Source organism: Pseudoalteromonas sp. T1lg22, from assembly GCF_002964645.1.
In the GTDB taxonomy this organism is placed as follows: Bacteria; Pseudomonadota; Gammaproteobacteria; order Enterobacterales; family Alteromonadaceae; genus Pseudoalteromonas.
This window is the reverse complement of the sequence record NZ_PQBY01000013.1, coordinates 196,460-217,127: the sequence shown is the minus strand read 5'-3', so window position 1 is coordinate 217,127 and position 20,668 is coordinate 196,460. Positions and strand designations below refer to the sequence as shown.

Annotated in this window: 18 protein-coding genes and 1 pseudogene; 17 read left to right on the top strand and 2 right to left on the bottom strand. The window is 47.9% G+C overall.

What is annotated here, in order from left to right:
- Positions 1-8 precede the first annotated feature (8 nt).
- The 17 genes and pseudogenes from C2M24_RS07990 to C2M24_RS07910 all read left to right on the top strand — a co-directional run bounded on the left by C2M24_RS07990 (position 9) and on the right by C2M24_RS07910 (position 19,683).
- The gene (locus tag C2M24_RS07990; RefSeq protein ID WP_105214029.1) at positions 9-461 is read left to right on the top strand and encodes a hypothetical protein; all 453 of its coding nucleotides are present in this window, start codon (positions 9-11) and stop codon (positions 459-461) included.
- Positions 462-574: 113 nt separating this feature from the next.
- Positions 575-1,567, top strand: a complete 993-nt coding sequence (locus C2M24_RS07985; protein WP_442792506.1) for an RHS repeat-associated core domain-containing protein — start codon at positions 575-577, stop codon at positions 1,565-1,567.
- A 10-nt stretch (positions 1,568-1,577) separates the two neighbouring features.
- Positions 1,578-1,994 (top strand): hypothetical protein, encoded by a 417-nt coding sequence (locus C2M24_RS07980; RefSeq protein ID WP_105214027.1) that lies wholly within the window; start codon positions 1,578-1,580, stop codon positions 1,992-1,994.
- A 734-nt stretch (positions 1,995-2,728) separates the two neighbouring features.
- Complete coding sequence (locus C2M24_RS07970) at positions 2,729-3,166, top strand: hypothetical protein (protein WP_158683724.1); 438 nt, start codon at positions 2,729-2,731, stop codon at positions 3,164-3,166.
- Between the two features lie 403 nt (positions 3,167-3,569).
- A complete protein-coding gene (locus C2M24_RS16285; RefSeq protein ID WP_325034811.1) occupies positions 3,570-3,710 on the top strand; it encodes a hypothetical protein in 141 nt (46 codons plus the stop codon).
- A 15-nt stretch (positions 3,711-3,725) separates the two neighbouring features.
- A pseudogene (locus tag C2M24_RS16280) lies at positions 3,726-3,944 on the top strand (transposase); the annotation flags it as partial.
- A 345-nt stretch (positions 3,945-4,289) separates the two neighbouring features.
- A complete protein-coding gene (locus C2M24_RS07960) occupies positions 4,290-5,045 on the top strand; it encodes a DUF3450 domain-containing protein (RefSeq protein WP_105214021.1) in 756 nt (251 codons plus the stop codon).
- Between the two features lie 12 nt (positions 5,046-5,057).
- On the top strand, positions 5,058-6,425 hold the full coding sequence (locus C2M24_RS07955; RefSeq protein WP_105214019.1) for a MotA/TolQ/ExbB proton channel family protein: 1,368 nt from the start codon (positions 5,058-5,060) through the stop codon (positions 6,423-6,425).
- A gap of 3 nt (positions 6,426-6,428) precedes the next feature.
- Entirely contained in the window at positions 6,429-6,956 is a 528-nt protein-coding gene (locus tag C2M24_RS07950; RefSeq protein WP_105188934.1) for a MotA/TolQ/ExbB proton channel family protein, read from the top strand.
- A 48-nt stretch (positions 6,957-7,004) separates the two neighbouring features.
- Entirely contained in the window at positions 7,005-7,415 is a 411-nt protein-coding gene (locus C2M24_RS07945; RefSeq protein WP_105214017.1) for an ExbD/TolR family protein, read from the top strand.
- A gap of 10 nt (positions 7,416-7,425) precedes the next feature.
- Positions 7,426-8,031: an energy transducer TonB gene (locus tag C2M24_RS07940; protein WP_105188932.1), complete on the top strand. Its 606-nt coding sequence runs from the start codon at positions 7,426-7,428 to the stop codon at positions 8,029-8,031.
- 46 nt (positions 8,032-8,077) lie between these two features.
- Entirely contained in the window at positions 8,078-9,391 is a 1,314-nt protein-coding gene (locus tag C2M24_RS07935) for a tetratricopeptide repeat protein (protein WP_105214015.1), read from the top strand.
- 253 nt (positions 9,392-9,644) lie between these two features.
- The gene (locus C2M24_RS07930) at positions 9,645-11,246 is read left to right on the top strand and encodes a hypothetical protein (RefSeq protein ID WP_105214013.1); all 1,602 of its coding nucleotides are present in this window, start codon (positions 9,645-9,647) and stop codon (positions 11,244-11,246) included.
- Positions 11,247-11,342: 96 nt separating this feature from the next.
- Complete coding sequence (locus C2M24_RS07925) at positions 11,343-14,042, top strand: TonB-dependent receptor plug domain-containing protein (RefSeq protein ID WP_105214011.1); 2,700 nt, start codon at positions 11,343-11,345, stop codon at positions 14,040-14,042.
- A gap of 243 nt (positions 14,043-14,285) precedes the next feature.
- Positions 14,286-15,395 (top strand): aspartate-semialdehyde dehydrogenase, encoded by a 1,110-nt coding sequence (asd, locus tag C2M24_RS07920; protein ID WP_105214009.1) that lies wholly within the window; start codon positions 14,286-14,288, stop codon positions 15,393-15,395.
- A 136-nt stretch (positions 15,396-15,531) separates the two neighbouring features.
- A complete protein-coding gene (locus tag C2M24_RS07915; protein WP_105214007.1) occupies positions 15,532-16,368 on the top strand; it encodes a substrate-binding periplasmic protein in 837 nt (278 codons plus the stop codon).
- Positions 16,369-16,485: 117 nt separating this feature from the next.
- Positions 16,486-19,683 (top strand): HD domain-containing phosphohydrolase, encoded by a 3,198-nt coding sequence (locus C2M24_RS07910; protein ID WP_105214005.1) that lies wholly within the window; start codon positions 16,486-16,488, stop codon positions 19,681-19,683.
- On the opposite strand, the gene C2M24_RS07905 is transcribed toward C2M24_RS07910, so the two are convergent.
- Complete coding sequence (locus C2M24_RS07905; RefSeq protein ID WP_105214003.1) at positions 19,680-20,201, bottom strand: proprotein convertase P-domain-containing protein; 522 nt, start codon at positions 20,199-20,201, stop codon at positions 19,680-19,682. The genes C2M24_RS07910 and C2M24_RS07905 overlap by 4 nt on opposite strands.
- Positions 20,111-20,497, bottom strand: coding sequence for a hypothetical protein (locus C2M24_RS15990; RefSeq protein ID WP_158683723.1), 387 nt, complete (start codon positions 20,495-20,497; stop codon positions 20,111-20,113). Before C2M24_RS15990 ends, C2M24_RS07905 begins: the two co-directional genes overlap by 91 nt.
- Positions 20,498-20,668: the final 171 nt, after the last annotated feature.

Genomic DNA, 20,668 nt, shown 5'->3' with positions numbered 1-20,668 from the left:
TTGGAAACATGAAAATAAAATGTAAAGCCAAAGTGGCCCCACCTAGCCCACTACTACTATTTCTTAGTATTTCGGGTTGGCAGCAAGTATTGGATCACTCAACTTTGTTAATGGTAGGCTTAATTCTTTTAAACACTCTCATACCTTCCCTCGCTTTTTATAATGGTAGGGAGGTAAGGAGAACTTTTTATTCTAAAAAGAGAAAAATAAAATTTTTAAAGATAATACAGCTAACTACAAAAGCAGTTTTTAGTGGGCAAACAATTGCATTTAGGGGAAGGATTTTGTTTTCTTTTTCTTTTTTTGCATTAATTGCTATCGGCGTATATTTGGCTTTGTTTTTTTCAAGTAAATTTGGTTATTACTTTTGTGTGTTATTTGCTCTTTTGTTTCCGGCTTTGTTAGTCAGGTTTATACATTTTTGGAAGGTAATTATTGTTGAGGGGCCAGTTGCTACGTAAGTGCCCGATAATCCAACTGAAACTTAGTAAACTCAATTAAAAAAACCGAAACGGTCAATGGCATCACCACCACCTATACGTATGACGATAATGGAAATCGACTCCCTCGCTCTGTGGGTAGTGGCGTCGAGCAGGGCTTAGTAGATGCTCAAGACAGGAGAATCGCTAAATATGTGGACGGAGTGAAAGCATATGGATTGTTATATTCAGACCAGTTGTCGCCAATTGCGATACTAGACAGCGACAATAACGTCACTGCTACCTTCATTTACGGAACAAGAGTGAATGTGCCTGATTACATGGTCAAAGACGGCATTTCATACAAGTTCATTACTGACCAACTGGGCTCACCTTTAATGGTGGTCGATACGGCGACAGGGAATATTGCTCAGCAATTGACATACGATGCTTTTGGGCGGGTGCTCAGCGATAGTAATCCAGGCTTCCAACCTTTTGGATTCGCTGGTGGGTTATATGATAAGGAAACTGGTTTAGTTCGCTTTGGAGCAAGAGATTATGATGCCTATGTAGGCAGGTGGACGAATAAAGACCCGATTCGTTTTTTTGGTGGGGACACTAATTTATATAGTTATGGAAATCAGAACCCGGTTATGAACATTGATCCATCAGGCCTGATCATTTTTGGTTATAGCATAGGTGGAGGGTTCACATTCAAAAAGAAACATTACGCTCTGAGCGTGTCGATTGCTACAGATCACAATGGGGGTCTGATAGCTGTTTTAACTCCAGAAGTTGGCGTAGGCTCTAAGGGGGGAAGTGGCTTTTTTAGAGCTCTTGGGGGAGGGGGTGACCTGAATGTAAATAGTTTAACAAAATTAGGCTTGTCATCATCATTCTCGATGGGAAGATTCTCTGGCTCGATAACAAGAGCAGCAACATATGGTGACCAATGCTCAGACCTTCCAGGAGTTCTGGATGGAGTTGAAGAGAATTTAATATGGGAAGCAGGGTTGGGCCTTGGTGGCCCTAGAGCTCAAGTATCAGGGACTGCTGGTTATGGAATTGAGTTATTTAAAGTAGAAAGTAACCCTCTGGGTGACTTTGGTAAGTGGCTTGGACGTGGTATTTATGATCTAACTCATTAAGGAGTAGCCTATGTTAGTTTTTTCATTGGTCATTTGCGCAACCTTTATTTGCTTGATTTTATACTTCTTAGGTCATAATAACGAGTATGGTGAATTAATTAAGAAATATAAAACACCTTTAGACTTGTCTTCAAAAGACCTATTTTTATATGAGACAGTTGGTTTGGAATATAAAGGACAAAAGAAAAGTTGGTCTGGAATAAGTATGGTAAATGTTAAAGTTACTGATAATGGACTTTACATTGGGGCACTTAGACCATTTAAAGTGCTAATACCTAGTTTATTAATACCTTGGGATGATTTAACCGCTGATACATCAGGAAGTGATAGAGATAAATTAAAATTGGTAACAGATAATATTATAATATTGATAAATAGAAGGCATAGAACCGAGGTGTGTCATTACATTAATTTACTAAAACATTAACGTTTACAATAAGTAACGATTGTTTATCGTAACCTCTCCTTATCCTACGAGGAAACTTGTCAATACGGAACGGCGTTTTTTCCTAAAAATTTGAACTAACTATGTGGACAGAATAAAATTATATGGACACATCAACCTTTTGAAACTCGTGCAAACTGATAATTCATTTTGGAATCACTTTTAACTAAGTTACCGATTATAGTTGTTGAGAACGGCGACATTACCTTTCATGAATCAATAGTATCAGCTCAAAATGCGCTAGAGCCAGAGGATGTGAAGAATGGAGAGTATATTGTATTCGACGGTAATGGGAGGAAACTAAATTTCAGCATAAAAAAGTTGAAAAAAGCCTTTTTTTGGTAGTAAATTCATATTCGAGTCTATTCGAATTATCGTAGATGAAGATGCATATCCAAGGACTGATGTTCTAAACAAGGCCTTAATAGATCTCTTCAAATTAACATCGAAATATGAAGGAGAAGATGAAAAGCTTTCGACTGATGAATTAATTGAAAAAGCAATTAGATTGTATGGTTATACGGAATAAATTCTATGAACACCTTTTCAAAATTATGATCAAGGGAGACTGAATAAATTTAATTCACAGAGGTGGATTTTGTTGCTCCAAGTGAAGGGAGGACAAATTTAGGTGAGGCTTATTTTCACTATTATACCGCAAATCCAGGAGCTTACTATAAATTTTTTACCGCGAAAGGTAACTGAGGGTGGAGATTATGCGCATTATGCTTGTTGTTTTTTTTATAGCGTCATCACTTTCTCATGCATGCAATAGCTCCAGAGGTATAATGCCAGTCGATTCCTTTGGCTACATATATGATGAAGATATGTCTGAAGAACTAAAGTCATTCGTTCTATTTTTTCCCAAGGAAAATGAAGGTCACAATTTGTATATACTCGACATTGATGTAAAAGGTATTTTCCAAGCGCGCATGACTTTAGATAACTCTTGGCAATATCCAAATCATTATTCCTCAGATATCAGTGTAAGACCCCAAGACATTGATAAAGTAGAATTCCATGCTCATTACCTCAAGGTGTACCCTGATGGTAAGGTGGGCTCTTGTGGCCCCTCTTTCAAATATACTCTAGAAAGGTTATTAACCGCTCCTATACCGGACCCCAAAGAAGGCCCTCCACCTCCACGAGGGTAAGAGCATGAAAATTCACTTGCTATTCAACACCTTTTCTAAATAATTTTCGTTTCTTGCGGCTTGTAACTGTTTAGCGCGTACGCCTTTTTTGAAAGTGTAAACCTCCCCTAGATACGTTCCCGCCGTTCATTGGAATGGGCTGAGAATCATAGACATATTGTGACTAATAACTCACACAGGAGAAAATAATTCAGAGTCAGGTGCGAGAGAGCTAAGCGGAAGAGGGGAGGCCATCGCACCTTAACAAAAATAAGCAAGTATGCCTAATTGATGAAGCTCGCTTCTGTGTCGATAAGGGCCGCGTGAACCTGGTGAGCAAGAATGGATCAAGGGGTCAGAGTTGTTGAAATCGCCGTTTTGCACTAGTTTTTAAAGCTATTGGCTATTTCAGGGAGGAAAGGCCATGGCACGTCGCCCGAGACTAAACCTGCCCCATATTACACAACACGTGGTACAACGTGGCAATAACCGCCAGGTAACATTTTATATTGAGCGGGATTACGCCGTCTATCTGGATAAGCTAAAGGAATATAGTCGTCAATAATACGTAGATGTTCATGCTTTTGTGCTGATGACTAATCATGTCCATTTATTGGTGACACCAAACACGGCAAAAGGGATCAGCCAGTTGATGCAATCGCTGGGACGTTACTATGTTCGCTATGTGAACAACACCCATAGGCGGAGCGGGACTTTATGGGAGGGTCGTTTCAAGTCATCACTGGTCGACAGTGAACGATATTTGCTGTTGGTCAGTCGATTCAACCGTCCCAGTTAGCCGTATGTTGCAAGCAGGGCTATTTTCGCTGAAATTCGTTGGAATACTCGCCAAACTGAATTTGAAATGTGCCAAAGCAAGTTGGAGTGCCTGCTGAAAGTGAGAGGGTTTTGCATTAACCCACCGCACCGCTAAATGCCACCATGGCGCGTATAACTTACCTAATACGGAAATAGCGCGTCCGTCCTGCCATTATAAATTCGTATAAGACATTTGTATGACATTTGTAACTAAAGTGTATTATTTACGCAACACGGCTGTCACTTTCGTTCTCTAGACTTTCGCCCATCTTACATTCGTGCCGGAAATCCGGTACAGCATTAAGCTCAAAATAAGGTGTATGCGATGAAAGGCGTTAAACCCCTGATATTGGCTTCACTGGTGGCTGCTAGCAGCTCACAGGTAATGGCCAATGAACTTCAGACAGTGAAACAAAAAAGTGGTGAAATTAACCAGATAGCCACGCAATCTCAAACAAAAATAGACACGATTGCCGATAACATGCAAACCCGTTTGCAAAAGTTCAAGGCACTCAATAAAGAGATCGATGGCCTGAGCGTGTACAACGCTCAGCTAACTAAGCAAGTGGCCAACCAGGTCGAAGAAATGGCCAATATCAATGCCTCTATGGATCAGGTATCGGTGATTGAGCGTCAAATCACGCCGCTGATGCTGCGCATGATTGAAGGCCTTGAGCAGTTTGTTGCTCTGGACGTGCCTTTTCTTGCACAAGAGCGTAGTGAGCGCATTACCAAGCTGAGCGAAATGATGGACCGCGCCGATGTGGCATCGAGTGAAAAATTCCGTCGTGTTCTTGAAGCCTACCAGGTGGAAGTGGACTATGGCCGTACTATCGAAGCCTACACCAGCTTACTGGATGTCAATGGCACCGAGCGCGAAGTGGACTTTTTGCGTATCGGTCGTCTTGAGCTTATTTACCTTACCCGCGATGGCAAGCAAGCCGGCGCCTGGGACAAAGAGCAAAAGGCTTTTGTTAGCCTGCCAGACTCGGCTATCAGCCAAATCAGCAAAGGCTTACGCATTGCCCGTAAGCAGTTAGCCCCAGACATGTTAACCCTGCCTGTTCAAGCTGCGGAATAAAAGGTATTGACGATGAAATTAGTGAAAAAATTTACCCAAAGCGCCGCATTAGTGGCCACTCTGGCAATGTCGCACGCGGCGATGGCCAATGACGCCATGGACTTGGACGCATTATTGAAGACCCTACAGCAGGGTAAAATTGCTCAGTCACAAGAAAACCAAGAGCGTGAAAAGGCCTTCCAAGCGCGCCAAAGCGAGCAACTACAAATGTTGCGCAGCGCCGAGCAAACACGTAACGCCAAACTACAAGAGTCTGAGCGTTTAGAAACCGCGTTTGAAGACAATGAAGTGAAACTGGCACAGCTAAGCGACACCCTGCAAAACCGCATGGGTACGCTTAAAGAGCTATTTGGTGTGCTGCAACAGGTAGCTGGTGACAGCTCAAACAAGTTTGCTACCTCTGTGGTATCGGCAGAGCTGCAAGGTCGCGACACCTTTATGGATGAACTGGCTCAGCAAATGGGCTCAACCTCAAAATTGGCTTCTATCGAAGACATAGAGCAGGTGTGGTTCGAACTACAGCGCGAGATGACAGAGCAGGGCAAGGTATCACGCTTTAACACCGAAGTGATCGTCGCCGGTGGCGCCAAAGAGAACAAAGAAGTATTGCGTGTCGGTGCTTTCAACCTGGTTGCCGATGGCAAATACCTGGAATACAACAATGTAACCAATACCTTGTCTGAGCTAACGCGTCAGCCGGTTGCCCGTTACACTTCAAGTGCCGCTGAGCTACAGCAGGCAAAAGACGGTTTTGTGCAGTTCGCCCTGGACCCAACAGGTGGCTCTATCCTTGGTCTATTGGTTCAAGCCCCTGATACCGAAGAGCGTGTACATCAAGGTGGCACAGTCGGTTATGTGATCCTTGCGGTAGGTGCCTTGGCACTGATCATCGCCCTTGAGCGCTTTATCTCGCTGATGCTTATCGGTGGCAAAATCCGTCGCCAGCTTAAAGACAAGGTGGCTCGAGACGACAACCCTCTTGGCCGCGTGATGAAGGTTAAAGATCAGTATCCCGATGTTGCCCACGACACATTAGAGCTGAAGTTATCGGAAGCCATTTTGCGTGAAATGCCGAAGATCACCCGTAACCTGACGCTCATTAAGATCATCTCCGTGGTAGCACCGCTACTGGGTCTACTGGGTACGGTAACCGGTATGATCAACACCTTCCAGGCCATCACTTTATTTGGTACCGGTGACCCTAAACTCATGGCCGGCGGTATCTCACAAGCCCTGGTAACTACGGTATTGGGCCTGGTTGTGGCCATCCCAACGGTATTCCTATACACGCTACTGAATACGCGCTCTAAGAACCTGCTGTTGATTCTACAAGAGCAAAGTGCCGGCCTGATTGCTGAGCGCAGCGAAAAAGGAGCGTAAATCATGGTGCTATTGATTGATTGGATCAATGCAATTCGTGATTTTCTCGACACAGGTGGCCAGGTTCTCCTGGTCATCGGCATCCTCATCTTCGCCATGTGGTTGCTAATACTTGAGCGCTTTATGTACTTCTTCGGTGGTTATGTGAAGTACAAGAAATCGGTGCGCTCAGATTGGTACAACCGCCCGGAGCGCAATAGCTGGAATGCCGAGCAAATTCGCCAAGCGATGATCTCAAGAGCAGGGATGAAACTAAACACCAACCTAGCTTTGATCAACGTGATGGTGGCCTTGTGTCCACTGCTTGGTTTATTAGGTACGGTTACCGGCATGATCGAGGTATTCGATGTCATGGCAGTTACCGGCACCGGCAGTGCTCGCTCCATGGCCTCCGGGGTGTCAAAAGCGACCATCCCTACCATGGCCGGCATGGTTGGCGCGCTATCCGGGGTGTTTGCCTCGACCTTTTTGCAGCGCCGCGCCAAACGAGAAGTCGAATTGTTAGAAGACAAGATGGTCTTGGACCACTAAGTTGCGATGATTATCTGCCTGCGCTTTGGCGCAGGCAAGGAGAGTAAAATGAGAGCCCCATTAGGTAAAATTTTTCAAGAAGAAGAAGCCGAAGAAATTAACATGACACCCATGCTCGACGTGGTCTTTATCATGCTTATCTTCTTTATCGTGACCGCCTCCTTCGTTAAAGAAGCGGGTATCGATGTAAACCGCCCTGAAGCAGCCACCGCGGTGAAGAAGGAACGTGCCAGCATCTTGGTGGCCATTTCCGATGAAGGCGAGATTTGGATCAACAAGCGTCAGGTAGACGTACGTGCGGTACAGGCCAATATCGAGCGCCTAAAAGCGGAAAACCCACAGGGTAGTGTAGTGATCCAGGCCGATAAGAAGGCCACCACAGACACCTTGATCAAGGTAATGGACGCCGCTCGCGCCGCCGGTGTGTTTGATGTATCCATCGCCGCGCAAGAAGCCTAAGGAGCGATAGATGCGTTATTTAATCGCTTTAATTATCGCCGCGGTCGTGACCTTTATGCTGTTTTTGGGCATGCAGGCGCTGATCAACGGCGGTGAAGGCGCGATGACCGAACCGGCCAAAGGCAATGTGCTTGACTTCGTGCGCCTGAAGCAAGAAGAAACGGTGGAGAAAAAAGAGCGTAAACCGCAAAAGCCACCTACGCCCAAAGAGCCACCACCGCCGCTTGAGTCACCGCAAACACAAAGCAGTGATGCCAATGCCAGCAATGCCAACTTCGACTTTAGCGCCGATATCAGCGCCGATGTTGACCTAGGTAATGGTTTGGCACTGGAAAGCAGCGACGGTGAATATCTGCCCATCGTTAAGGTGTCGCCCGTGTATCCGCGTCGCGCCTTATCCCGTGGTATCGAAGGCTATGTGATCGTTGAATTTACCGTAACCAAGCAAGGCACGGTGCGCGATCCCAAGGTGCTCAAGGCCGAGCCTGAGTCAATCTTTGACCGTGCCGCCATGGATGCCGCGCTGAAGTTTAAATACAAGCCGCGCATCGTCAATGGCGAAGCGGTGGAAGTTGGCGGTGTACAAAACCGCATCAGCTTCGAGATTAATGGTTAATACACTGTGCCCTGCGGGGCACAGGTTGCGATTTTAGAGGTTTACTATGAACAAGTTGAACTCACTGTTTCTTTTTGCCGGTTTAACATCGGCAACCTTAGTGCTGCCGAGCATGGCCAGCATGATCCCGGGTGTGGCCCTAGCCTCTGCCCATGCCGAGCAAAGCGAGCAAAAGACCAAGCGCGTACCGGCGCTGCGCGATAAGGTGTACAGCCAACTGGCGCGGGCGCAAAAAATGGCCGATGACGGCGATGTGGCCGGCGGTCTGGCGGCACTGGATTCGGTGAAAGAGCGCTCATCAAGCATGAACGCCTATGAAAAAGCCATGATGTATAACTTCTACGGCTTTATCTATTACAACGAAAACCGTTTGCCCGAAGCCATAAAGGCGTTTGAGCAGGTGGTTGCCGAAGACGCCATTCCCGAGTCGTTGCAGTTGAGCACCTTGTTCTCGTTGGCGCAGTTGTCTATGGCCAATGAAGACTACCAGGGCTCGGTGGCCTATTTAAACAGATGGGATAAGGTCAATACCAAGCCCAAGCCGGACAGCTATTATGTGCTTAAGTCACAGGCCTTCTATCAAATGAACAAGTATGACGACGCCCTGGGTGCCATCAACACGGCCATTACCCTGGCCGAAAAAGACGGCAAAACCCCGAAAGAAAACTGGCTGGTCTTGCAACGTGCCCTGTATTACTCGCTGCAGCAGCCGGAAATGGTGGTCAGCGTACTTGAAAAGATGATAGCTCTATATAACAAACCAGAATACTGGGTACAACTCAGCGGTATGTACGGCGAAGTAGGGCGCGAAAAAGACCAGTTGGACACCATAGAGGCAGCCTATCAGCAGGGTTATCTCAAAACCAAGGGCGACCTTCGCAACCTGGCACAAATCTATATGTTTAACGGCTTGCCTTATAAGGCGGCCAAGGTGATGAAACAGGCCCAGGCCAAGGGCGTGGTTGAAGACAATGTGAAAAACAATGCCTTTATCGCCGAGGCCTATGTGCAGGCCAAGGAAGAGCGCAAGGCCATCGGCTTCTTTGAGAAAGCCGCCGCAGCCGAGCAGTCGGGTATTTATGATCAGCGCCTGGCCGAGGTGTATATCAACCTTGAGCAGTTCTCCGAGGCAGCCGATGCCGCCCGTGAAGCGCTGGATAAGGGCGGTCTGGACTTTGAGTCGAACGCCTATGTGGCCCTGGGGATGGCGCAATTTAACCTGCAAAACTTCGATGCCTCTATTTTGGCATTCGAGCAGGCTGAAAAGCACAAGCGCTCTGAGCGCTTAGCCCAACAATGGATCAAATACGTGAAAAACGAGAAGTTACACGCAGAGACATTAAAACAAGCGCTTTTATAATATATAAAGTGGTTTGATTATTTTATTTTTATTTCTTTGTTTTAGAATAAAAATAACGTTTTCTTGAAATATAATCGCAACACCAAAGCCGCCTTAGGGTGGCTTTTTTCGTTTTTACAATGACTTATAAAAATTAATAATGTAACAATTTCTTTAAATTTGTGTCACCCGAGTGTCATAAACCTTCCGTATCTTAACCATCAGCTAAATAACTGCGCTAACAATATAAAATTTTTGAACTACGGAGTTTATGATGAAACTTTCAGACTTTTTCAAAGTCAGCCTTGTGGCTTCTGCTGTAACACTTGCAGCTTGTGGTGGCGATATTGAAATCACCCCTACGGTTAACGATAACAGCACCAATACCGACAACAGTGTTAACAATTCAAATAACACCACTGGTGGTACGGGCGAAGATGAAATTCTTTGTGCTAGCTATGAAACAGCTGCGGGTACGGTAGAAGGTACAGCTAGCGGTAATGACTGTGTATACAACGACTCATTCGCAAGCAAAACAATCTCTATCACCAGCAACATTACGTTTGAAGAGCTGCCTGAAGGCGGTGTTCACCTTTTTGCTGATGCACTACAAATCGGTGCGGATGGCGATACTTCAAATGGCTTTGAAGTTCCAGCAAACGGCCCAACAATGACAGTTAAGCCGGGTGCAACGCTTGCGTTCCAATCTGGCGAAGCCATTATCCGTATCGCTCGTGGCGCGAAAATCCAAGCCATAGGTACAGAAGAAAAGCCAATCACTTTCACTTCAGCTAACGCCTTCGATCGTTTCGACAGCGCGGGTAACGGCGCACGTTACGCGGACTGGGGTGGCATCATCATCAATGGTCAGGGTATCACCGACCACTGTACCGACGCTGAGCGTGATGGCGGTACTTGTAACGTTGCTTCTGAAGGTATCACCAGCTACTACGGTGGTAACAACAATGCCGATTCAAGCGGTAGCATCAAGTGGGCAAAAATCTGGTATGCAGGTTCTGGTCCTCGTGTAGGTGGTGAAGGTGATGACCTTAACTCACTAACGCTTAACGCGGTAGGTTCAGGCTCTGCATTTGACTACATCCACATTCACCAGGGCTTCGACGATGGTGTTGAAATCTTCGGTGGTGCAACAACGCTTAAGCACATCGTAGTAACAGACACGCAAGACGATTCATTCGACTTCGACGCTGGCTGGCAGGGTGCGGCTCAGTACCTTTTCGTTAAGCACGGCACAGTGACTCTAAACGATGGCACAGTGGTAAACATGGGTAACAACGGCTTCGAATCTGATGGTGTGAAAGGTTCATCTTCTGCCCAGGTTGCGCCTTCTAACCCAACGATTGCTAACGTAACCGTAGTAACTACAGATGCTAACTCGGTACGTGATGATGACCCTTCACAGGCGTTTAAGTTCGACGATCAGTTCAACGCGCGCCTATTCAACACGGTTATCGTTAAGCAAAACGCTGTTAACACTAGCTGTATCGAATTCTCAAGCGACGGTGAGTTAGAAGCAGACAAGATCAGCTTCACCAGCTCAGCAATGGCTTGTTCTTCAAACTTTGCTGATTCTGACACCTTTGTTGGTGGCCCTCTAGCGGCACAGAGCAAAGCGACTTGGTTCGAAAACGGCGGTGCTAGCCAAATCCTAACCGATGACGTAGCGCTACTTGCTGAGAACGGTTTTGCGACCAACACAGCATCAACAGACGTAACTGTAACTGCGAACGACCTAAGCGAACTAGGTGCTTTCTTCGATTCAGTTGACTACATCGGCGCAGTATCTGATCAAGATACAGACTCAAGCTGGTACAAGTGGGTAGAAGCGGCTCTTACAGCGGCATCTGCAGACTAATTTAGTCACCCCTTGAACATTTAAGCGAAGGCGCCTTGGGGCTTGCATAACAAGCATCGGGCGCCTGTTTTGTATAAACTGATTAGGATGTAGAACATGGCAAAACAACATAGGCTAGATAAATTAGCTTGGGCTGTTGGCCTTGGCTTATTGGCACAATCTAGCGCCCTACTGGCGGCAGAAGAAGTGCAGAGCGCCGACAACCAAGAACTAGAAGAAGTGGTTGCCGTTGGTACGCGTTTGCAAGGCAGTGCGGCAGCGGTGATCGAAGAGCGTAAAAACCAAGCCTTCGTTGCCGATATTCTGGGTGCCGAGCAATTATCACGCACAGGTGATAGCGATGCGGCTTCAGCCCTGCGCCGAGTAACCGGCTTGACCCTGGTTGATGGTAAATTTATTTACGTACGTGGCCTGGGTGAGCGTTACTCAAGTGCACGTTTAAACGGCGCTTATATTCCCAGCCCGGACTTAACCCGTAACGTTATTCCTTTGGATATCTTCCCGGCCAGCATTATCGAAAGTATGGCGGTACAAAAGGCGTATTCGCCGGATATGCCGGCAGCCTTTGGTGGCGGTAATATCGATATTCGTACCAAGTCGGCCCCGAGCGAGTTTACCGCAGGTATCGAACTGGGTGTTGGTTACAACACGGCCGCGGACGATGGTTACACTTATAACCGCAATGAAAATGGCGTACCACAAGCGTTAAAAGACGCGATTGTGCGCTACCATGGCGACTTCAGCATAGGTAATATTGTTGACCGCGATAACTTGGTTGACGGCGATCTTTCTCGCGCCGAGCAGGCCACGGCAATTAATAATATGTTGCTAAAGTCATTGCCCCGTGATTATGCCCTAAAAGATGAATCCCTTGACCCGGAATACAATGTTAAAGCCCATTGGGGTGATAGCTTTGAAGAGTCATTCTTTGGCGGCAACATCGGCTTTATGCTCTCTGGTGGTTATACCAATGAGTGGGATTTCGAAGAGCGTTTTAGTTCTGTTATCGCCAAGGAAGTAAAAAGCGATTGTAGTACTAAGCTCGAAAGTGCCGACGATGTTAAAAGCTCATGCTTTGAGACCTTTAAAGACTCAAAAGTGACCATAGAGAACGAGCGTTACAATGGTACCTTCAGTCTTGGTTACACCTTGGGCACGCACAGTGTGTCGGCACAGCAGATGTACATCGTCGATAACGAAGACGAGTCTGAAATCGCTATTTCACAAAGCCCGGCGGGTAGTTCGACCTACACCATAGTCGGTGACGGCATCGCTAACCGTAATCATGAGTTTAACTACGAAGAGCGTCAGCTTAACGTGACTCAGTTTATCGGCCAGCATACCTTTATGGATTACTGGGGCATTGGCGCGGATTGGCAATACACAGAGTCAAAAGCGACTACGGACATCCCAACCAATGTCGATTTTGAATTCCGCGACCGTTATGACAGCAATGGCGCCTATACAGGCTCTGAAATTACCGGTGATGATAACCGTGTGATCATGTCCTACACCGACATGGAAGAACGCGTTAAATCATATGGCGGTAACCTCACGCTGCCGCTTACCTTTGAGTCAATGGACGTTGAGCTTAAAGCCGGTTATGACTTCTCTGATCGTGCTCGTGTATTCAACACCTCAAGCTTTGCCATCAACAACAGTGCCGGCGCCGGTATTGAAATCAACGATGGCTCACAAAGTCCGCTTGATAACAGCTCATACTTAAGCGATGGCTTTATCGACGATAACGCTATCCTGGTTGATTTTAACGAGCCAACAGCGCCTGATGCGGATGACTATATTGCCGCGCAGAAAATCGATGCCGGTTATGCCTCATTCGATGTGCTCTATGATCAATGGCTGCGTATCAGCGGTGGTGTACGTTACGAAGAGTTTAAGCAAAGCTCAATCGGTACTTCGAGCCTGATCTTCGATGCCGACGATCTTAATACCTATTACGATCCGGAAAAAATCGAAGCTGGTACCATTATCGAAGATGATTGGTATCCAGCGCTGTCACTTACCTATATCGGCAGCGACAGCTACCAGGTGCGTGCAGGTTACGGTGAAACCGTGGTTCGCCCGGATTTCCGTGAAATCGTACCAGTCACCTACTATGACCCGCTAACGGATATACGTACCTTTGGTCGTACCGGGTTAAAGAGTAGCCCAATCAAGAACTTCGACTTACGTTATGAGTATTACGGCGAAGCCGGTAACTCGGTAAGTGTGGCGGCCTTCTATAAGGATATCGATGCGCCAATCGAAACCATCTTAAAGATTGGTGATGAAGATTATTCAGCTACCTTTGTAAACGGTGAAACCGCGGAAGTCTATGGTATCGAAGCGGAGTGGTTACAGGATCTGACCTTTGTCACCGATGGCCTATTCACCAGTGGTAACATCACCTTGAGTGATTCGGAAGCCTCGATTGATCCGGCCTTTGCGGGTACCTTGACCAATCCGACCAAGCGCATGACGGGTCACTCGGAATACGTGGTCAATATGCAGCTGAACTATGATTCACTCGATGGCATGCACAGTGCCTCCTTGGTGTACAACGTGTTTGGCGAACGTATTCTGGCAGCTGGTGTGAATGGTCGTGATGATGCTTATGAGCAACCGTTCCACTCATTGGATTTGGTTTACACCTTCTACCCAGACTTTAATTCTAAAGTGAAGTTTAAGGTGAAGAACCTGCTAGATGAAGACGTTGAAGTAACGCAATCTGACGTTATCGTTCGTTCTAAAGACGAAGGCGTTGAGTTTAGCTTGAGTTACTCTTACGAGTTCTAACCCTTAGCACCTAAATTAAAAACCCAGCAGTTGCTGGGTTTTTTTATGCCCGGCATTCAGGTAATAACGCGAAACAGCCTTCAATATATGAAATAAATTTAAGTTGTAGTCCTGCCACTAGAGTAAAGCGCCAAGCAGTGTTATTGTCAGCCCATACCTAGGTCTGTACTCATCTCAGAGCTTAGCTCTGGATCTAGGGGACTCACGCAATATGTTGAACTTATTTTTCAAAAGGAAAAAGTAATGAATAAAGTAGGCCTAGTCGGCTGGCGCGGTATGGTTGGCTCCGTACTGCTTGAGCGCATGCAACAAGAGCAGGACTTTGCGCATATTGACGTGACCTTTTTTACCACCTCGCAAACCGGCCAGTTTGGTCCGGACATTGCCGGTACCCCTAAGCCGTTGCAAAGTGCCTATGATCTTGAGGCACTGGCGCAAATGGACATTATCTTGACCTGTCAGGGTGGCGACTACACCCATGAAGTTTACCAAAGCCTGCGTGATAAGGGTTGGCAGGGCTATTGGATCGATGCCGCTTCTGCACTGCGTATGAGCGATGAAAGTATTATTGTGCTCGACCCGGTAAATAAGGACGTGATCGAGCAAGGCCTGGAGCAGGGCGTTAAAACCTTTGTCGGCGGTAACTGCACCGTTTCCTTAATGTTATTAGCCCTGGGCGGATTATTTGAACGCGATTTGATCGAGTGGGTCAGCCCCATGACCTACCAGGCGGCTTCCGGTGCCGGTGCCCGCAATATGAAAGAGCTGCTGGTGCAAATGGGGCAACTCCATGATGTGGTGGCCGACCAGGTGCAAGACCCAAGTGCCGCTATTCTCGATATTGATAAAAAAGTGGCGACTAAAATGCAGGATGGCTCCTTGGCCTGCGACCAATTCGGTGTGCCGCTGGCCGGCAGCCTGATCCCCTGGATAGATGTGCCCATGCCGTCGGGGCAAAGCAAGGAAGAATGGAAAGCCGAGGTTGAAGCCAATAAAATCCTCGGCTCCAGTAAACAGCCTATTCCCGTCGATGGTTTATGTGTGCGTGTCGGCATGATGCGTTGTCATGCTCAGGCGCTAACCATCAAGTTACGCGAAGATATCAGCGTCAGCGAGATTGAAGAGATCCTTGGTGCCCATAACGACTGGGTTGAGGTCATTGCTAACGACCGCGAGACATCGAGCAAGGAGCTTACGCCGGTGAATGTGGCGGGAACCCTGCGTATTCCGGTAGGCCGTATTCGCAAGCTAAGCATGGGGCCAAAGTACATCAGCGCCTTTACCGTGGGCGACCAGCTGTTGTGGGGCGCCGCTGAGCCGCTGCGTCGCATGTTGCGGATCATCTGCGGATAAACCAATGAAGCCTGAAAAGCGGCCAGAGTGCCGCTTTTTTAGTGCCTTATAATGCCCGATGGCGGTGGACAATCGCCCCTTTCTCGCCTAGCATAAACCTAGGTAACAGTCTGATACATAGGGATATACTCTGTTTATGACTGGTAAATTGATGCGCTTTATTGAAGGCAAGAAGGAAAGGGTGACTAAGGTGTTAAGAGCGCTGTTTTTGTCTCTGGTGGTACTTGGCACTCACACCAGTTTTGCCCATGAACTCAAGGGCGCTTATCCGGATCATTTTCCGCCTTTTAGCATTACCGGTGAGCCCATGCAGGGCATTATTCCCGATATGCTTAAGGCACTAAACCGAACCAGCGATCACGCCTATGTGGCCGCTCCCTATGTCCGCCATTCCTTAAAGCTCCTCGCCGAAGGACAATTGGATTTCCTTTTTGACTCGCAAACCTGGTGTAAAGACGGTGATAACTATTACTGGAGTGAGCCTATTGCCGAGGTTAAGGATATTCTGGTGATGCGCGCCGATTCAGAGCAGGCGTTTAAGAGCCTGGATGAGCTCGTGGCATTTTCCCAAGCTCGGGCGCAGGCCCTGCTGGTGGCGGGACGCTATGAATATACCTATCCGAGCCTGGAGCCCTTGTTCGATAAAGCCAAGTTAAGGCGAAAAAACTTTTACAGTGATTTGAATATGATTAAAGCACTGAAAAACGCCGAGCACAGTGGTGTTGAGGCGGTGGTGATGTCGGCGCTGGTATTCGATTATTTGGCCGTCAAGCATCCCGAGCTGACAAAGGGCCTGATAAAGTCGAGCTTTGCGGTTCATATCGCGCCCTATCAGTTTCGTTTTCCCCGTAACGATAACGGTAAAATAAACATGATGTACACCAACAGGCTGCTAGGCCAGTTGCAATCCAGCGGCGCACTTGAGGAGATCATAGGTAAATACAGCACAAGCCAAATAAACCACTCGCACTAATCCTTTTGCCCTGATTTCAGCCCAAATCCCCTTGGGACGCTCTGATCTTAAAGAAAAAATCCAAATTTGTATTAAGCTTGAACTAGCTAATTTTTTATCGTGTGACTGCTCAAACTTATGGATGTTGCTCCCAAACGAACCCGTTTCACCATACGTGTCACCCTGATCACCTCCTTTGTCGTGGCCTGCGCCTTCACCGCCTTGGTGGCCATTGGTCTGCAGTTTGTATTCAGTAACAACCTGGCCAAGAGCAGCGCCCAGGAAAAGTTTCAGGGTATTGCCGCTAATAGCAGCGAGCAGGCACTGCTGCAGGAGCAAAGTGCCCTGGGCCTGGCTCGTAGCCTAAAGCATAGTTTCGGTAACCGGGAGCTCAGTGCCGTACACCTGAGTAAGCAGCAATTGTTAGCTTTTAGTAGCTTGTTGGAGGGCAATCCCAAGGTCTTTTCCTTATTTATCGGTTTTGCCAACGGCGATTATCTTGAGCTGTCGAACTTAGAGTCGGCCCGGAACTTGCGCCAGCTATGGGGCGCGGCGCCCAGTGACCGCTGGGTCTTGCTTAGCATCAGCGAACAAAGGGGCACACGCGGGGGCACACGCGGTGGCACACGCGAACAAACGCTTTCTTACCTCAATAGTGATCTAAGCATTCGCCACAGCGAAGTTCATGGCAGTAAGTATAACGCCAGTACCCGCCCTTGGTTTAAGCTCGCCACCAGGGATAAGGTCTATAAGATGCCGCCTTATCTGTTTAATTTTGTACGTCAGCCGGGCAGCAGCTACAGCATTAAAAGTGAGCGCGGCGATGTCTTTGGTACCAATATATTGCTGTCATCTCTGGCCGAATATATGGCCATCGAGGGGCACGGGCAGGGCGCTCAAGCCTATATGTTCGACGACAATGGCGTGCTTAGGGCACAGCGTTTGGGCAAAGAAGAGCCAATTATAGCGCCAGGCGCCACACTCTCACTGTCAGGCGATGAGCAAAGGTTATTGCAAAGCATAGGCACCCTAAGGGTAGGGGTGATGGATGATTATCCGCCGTTTGAATACAACCTGTCTGGGCAACCTAGGGGATATGGCCTGGAGCACTTGCAGCTGATCGCCGCCATGCTCGGTCTGGAACTTGAATTGATCAATGGCTATAGCTTTCCCGAGCTGATAGAGCAGTTAAAACAGGGGCAACTGGATATGCTGCTGGGGCTGATGAAAACCGAACAACGCTTAGAGTTTGGTGCCTACGCCCAGCCCTATTATCTTCCAGAAGTGGTGTTTGCCACCGCAAACCTTGATCTGGCAACAAGGCCGCAGTTAGCGTCGTTGGCGACAAAGCGCATTGCCGCGCAAAGAGGCTACGCCATCACCCGCTTCCTACGTCAACAGTTGCCGCAGGCGCAGTTTATCGAATACAAGGATACGCTGACGGCCATGCGTGCCCTGGAGCGCGGTGAGGTGGATGCAGTGTTCGACCTAAAAGTGGTGCTGCAATATATCGAAAAGTACTTTTTTATCGATACCCTGCATCGCAGTGCCGAAGTGGAAGAGTTTAAGGGCCGAACCGAGTTTGGTTTACATCATTTTGTGCGCCGGGACTTGGCCGAGCTCATTCCCCTGATAGATAAGGCGCAAGCAGAGCTGGAACCGCAAATTCTAACCGCTTTAGAGCAAAAATGGCTGCGCTTTGACGGCCAAGATCACCAAGGTACCCAGGCCTTAACCCAGGTACCATCGCCAAAAATACTTGCCCTGGCAAAAGACGTTAACAGCCATAATAAGTTGCACAGCATTAGCCTTAACGGCGAACAACACCTGATATATGTTAGCGCCATCACTGGCTTGATGAAGAGCAACAGCCGTGAGTATCTGGCATTTTTGGTGAGCGAGCGTCAGGCCTTTGCTCAGCTCAACACCTATGTGCGTAACGCTATTATCATCACTCTCGCGGTGTTAGCCCTGGTGCTTCTGCTGATCACCCAATTGGCCCGAGCCATGGCCAGCCCGATCCAACGATTGATCGAAGAAAACCAAAAGATCAGTCATCGCAACTATAACGAAGTGCATTATGTCTCCTCACACATAGAAGAAATCCACCAGCTGTCGCAATCTCTGGTCAATATGTCCGAGTCCATTTGTGACTTCGAGGCCGGGCAAAAAGAATTGCTCGACTCCTTTATACAGTTGATAGCCCAGGCCATAGATGAAAAATCTCCTTATACCGGCGGCCACTGTGCCCGGGTGCCGGAGCTGGCTCTGATGCTGGCGCGCCACGCTCATGAGAGTCAAACCCAGGTGTTCGCCGACTTTCGCTTTCGCTCCCAGGAGCAATGGCGCGAATTTGAAGTGGCAGCCTGGCTTCATGATTGCGGCAAGATCACCACGCCCGAGCACATAGTTGATAAGGGGTCAAAGCTTGAGTGTATCTACAACCGCATTCATGAATTACGTATGCGTTTTGAGGTGCTGTTACGTGACGCCGAAATAAGCTATTTACACGCATTACAAGCATCTCCAGAGGACAAAAAGAAACTGGCGTCAAAGTGGCAAGGCCAGCGTCGAGAGATCATGGATGATTTCGAGTTTATCGCCCGCTGCAATATTGGCGGCGAGGCTATGGCCGAGGAAGATATCGCCCGTTTACACAAGATCAGTGAGCGCACCTGGTATCGCACGCTAAGCGATCGAGTGGGATTGTCACCGGCGGAGCAACGTCATATGGAAGACTTTGCCCCCTTTACTCCGGGATTTGAAGCCGTGTTAAGCGATAAACCTGAGCACATTTATAAACGCCAACGCGATATCGCCGCTCGCGACAAGGGTTTTGGCTTTAATATGAAGGTGCCTGAAAACAAGCAAAACCTCGGCGAGCTCACCAATTTGAGTATCACTCGCGGTACCTTAACCGATGAGGACAGATACATTATTAACGAGCATATCACCACCACCATTCGCATGTTGGAAACCTTGCCTTTACCCCAGGAGCTGGCTCGGGTACCGGAATATGCTGGTGGTCATCATGAGAAACTTGATGGCAAGGGGTACCCGCGAGGACTGCGCGCCGAGCAAATGTCGCTGCCTGCAAAGATCATGGCCATTGCCGATATCTTCGAGGCATTAACGGCCAATGACAGGCCTTACAAGCAGGCGAAAACCTTGTCCCAGGCGCTTAAGATCATGAAGAGGATGGTGGCCGATGAGCATATCGATCGGGATCTGTTTAATTTGTTCCTAACCGAAAACGTTTATTTGGCCTATGCGGAGCAGTTTTTACTGCCCGAGCAAATTGATGCCATAGATATTAATGACTACCTGAGCGATTAGCGCAGTAGGCGCTGTCCAGGAGGCAGGCTGCTGAAGCCGTCTAAATGCAGCTTCCAGTTGCGCAGCTCACCAACATTACCTGGGGCCTTGTCGATAATACGCAGGCGCCAGGGGCCGTATGCATTTTCGCCGTTAAAGGTGTCTATTTTATAGATTTGATTTATGTCATCACCTGAGCCGCCATTGCGGTTATGCAGGCTATGCACATTGCCGCTTGGTGACACCAATTGGATGGACAGGTCGCTGCGCCAGGTATGGCGTACCGCCAATTCCACGGCCAATGAAAAGGTGCTCATCTGTTGCGGCACAAAGATCTCGCTTTCTTGAGCAACGGCACCATTGTCGACTATGCTCATCGGCTCGTCGTTGTTAAAACTGTAGGGTTGCACGCCTGGAGGCAGAATCTTTAAGGTCACCGACTGCTGTTTTAACTGGCTATCCTGGTGGGCGGTGAGGGTAAAGACATAATCGCCCCATTGGGTTTTGTTTTTGGTTGGCACTTCCAGGGTAAAGGGCATGCCGGCGTTGATTTCGCGGTGCGATAGTTTGGCCCCACAGGTAGTGAGGAGGCTAAGGAAAGGCGCAATGTACCATTAAAACCATCGATGATACGGCTTTCGCAATTGAACTTGGCGGTATCACCGGCGTTGATGGTGAGCACCGAACTGGCACACTGCAAATTAAATTTAGGGTCCAGCTTATCCTTTTTGGCAGCGGCATTGGCCGTTGGTGTACCACCGGATATGCTCTCACCAACCAAGGTATCTATGCTTTTTGCCGCATAGGGCAGTTGGGTGCGAGAGGCGAGACGCAATGGGTTGTTTGAAAAAAGAGGATTGCTAAGTTGCCATTGTGAGCCGATTGACGAGCCTGTGGTGTGTAGGGCATAGTGTCATTGATATCGATATTGTGTGCCGCATAAACGTCAGCGTCGCTTGCCAGCATACAAGCTAGGGTTGCGGTTGCTATCAGTGGATAGCGGATC

Coding starts and splice junctions, on each gene's coding strand:
- C2M24_RS07905 (WP_105214003.1), bottom strand. CDS start 20,201: ATGCCCTTTACCCTGGAAGTGCCAACCAAAAACAAAACCCAATGGGGC.
- C2M24_RS07970 (WP_158683724.1), top strand. CDS start 2,729: ATGCGCATTATGCTTGTTGTTTTTTTTATAGCGTCATCACTTTCTCAT.
- C2M24_RS07960 (WP_105214021.1), top strand. CDS start 4,290: ATGAAAGGCGTTAAACCCCTGATATTGGCTTCACTGGTGGCTGCTAGC.
- C2M24_RS07945 (WP_105214017.1), top strand. CDS start 7,005: ATGAGAGCCCCATTAGGTAAAATTTTTCAAGAAGAAGAAGCCGAAGAA.
- C2M24_RS07910 (WP_105214005.1), top strand. CDS start 16,486: ATGGATGTTGCTCCCAAACGAACCCGTTTCACCATACGTGTCACCCTG.
- C2M24_RS16285 (WP_325034811.1), top strand. CDS start 3,570: ATGGCACGTCGCCCGAGACTAAACCTGCCCCATATTACACAACACGTG.
- C2M24_RS07930 (WP_105214013.1), top strand. CDS start 9,645: ATGAAACTTTCAGACTTTTTCAAAGTCAGCCTTGTGGCTTCTGCTGTA.
- C2M24_RS07915 (WP_105214007.1), top strand. CDS start 15,532: ATGACTGGTAAATTGATGCGCTTTATTGAAGGCAAGAAGGAAAGGGTG.
- C2M24_RS07980 (WP_105214027.1), top strand. CDS start 1,578: ATGTTAGTTTTTTCATTGGTCATTTGCGCAACCTTTATTTGCTTGATT.
- asd (WP_105214009.1), top strand. CDS start 14,286: ATGAATAAAGTAGGCCTAGTCGGCTGGCGCGGTATGGTTGGCTCCGTA.
- C2M24_RS07925 (WP_105214011.1), top strand. CDS start 11,343: ATGGCAAAACAACATAGGCTAGATAAATTAGCTTGGGCTGTTGGCCTT.
- C2M24_RS07935 (WP_105214015.1), top strand. CDS start 8,078: ATGAACAAGTTGAACTCACTGTTTCTTTTTGCCGGTTTAACATCGGCA.
- C2M24_RS07940 (WP_105188932.1), top strand. CDS start 7,426: ATGCGTTATTTAATCGCTTTAATTATCGCCGCGGTCGTGACCTTTATG.
- C2M24_RS07950 (WP_105188934.1), top strand. CDS start 6,429: ATGGTGCTATTGATTGATTGGATCAATGCAATTCGTGATTTTCTCGAC.
- C2M24_RS07990 (WP_105214029.1), top strand. CDS start 9: ATGAAAATAAAATGTAAAGCCAAAGTGGCCCCACCTAGCCCACTACTA.
- C2M24_RS07955 (WP_105214019.1), top strand. CDS start 5,058: ATGAAATTAGTGAAAAAATTTACCCAAAGCGCCGCATTAGTGGCCACT.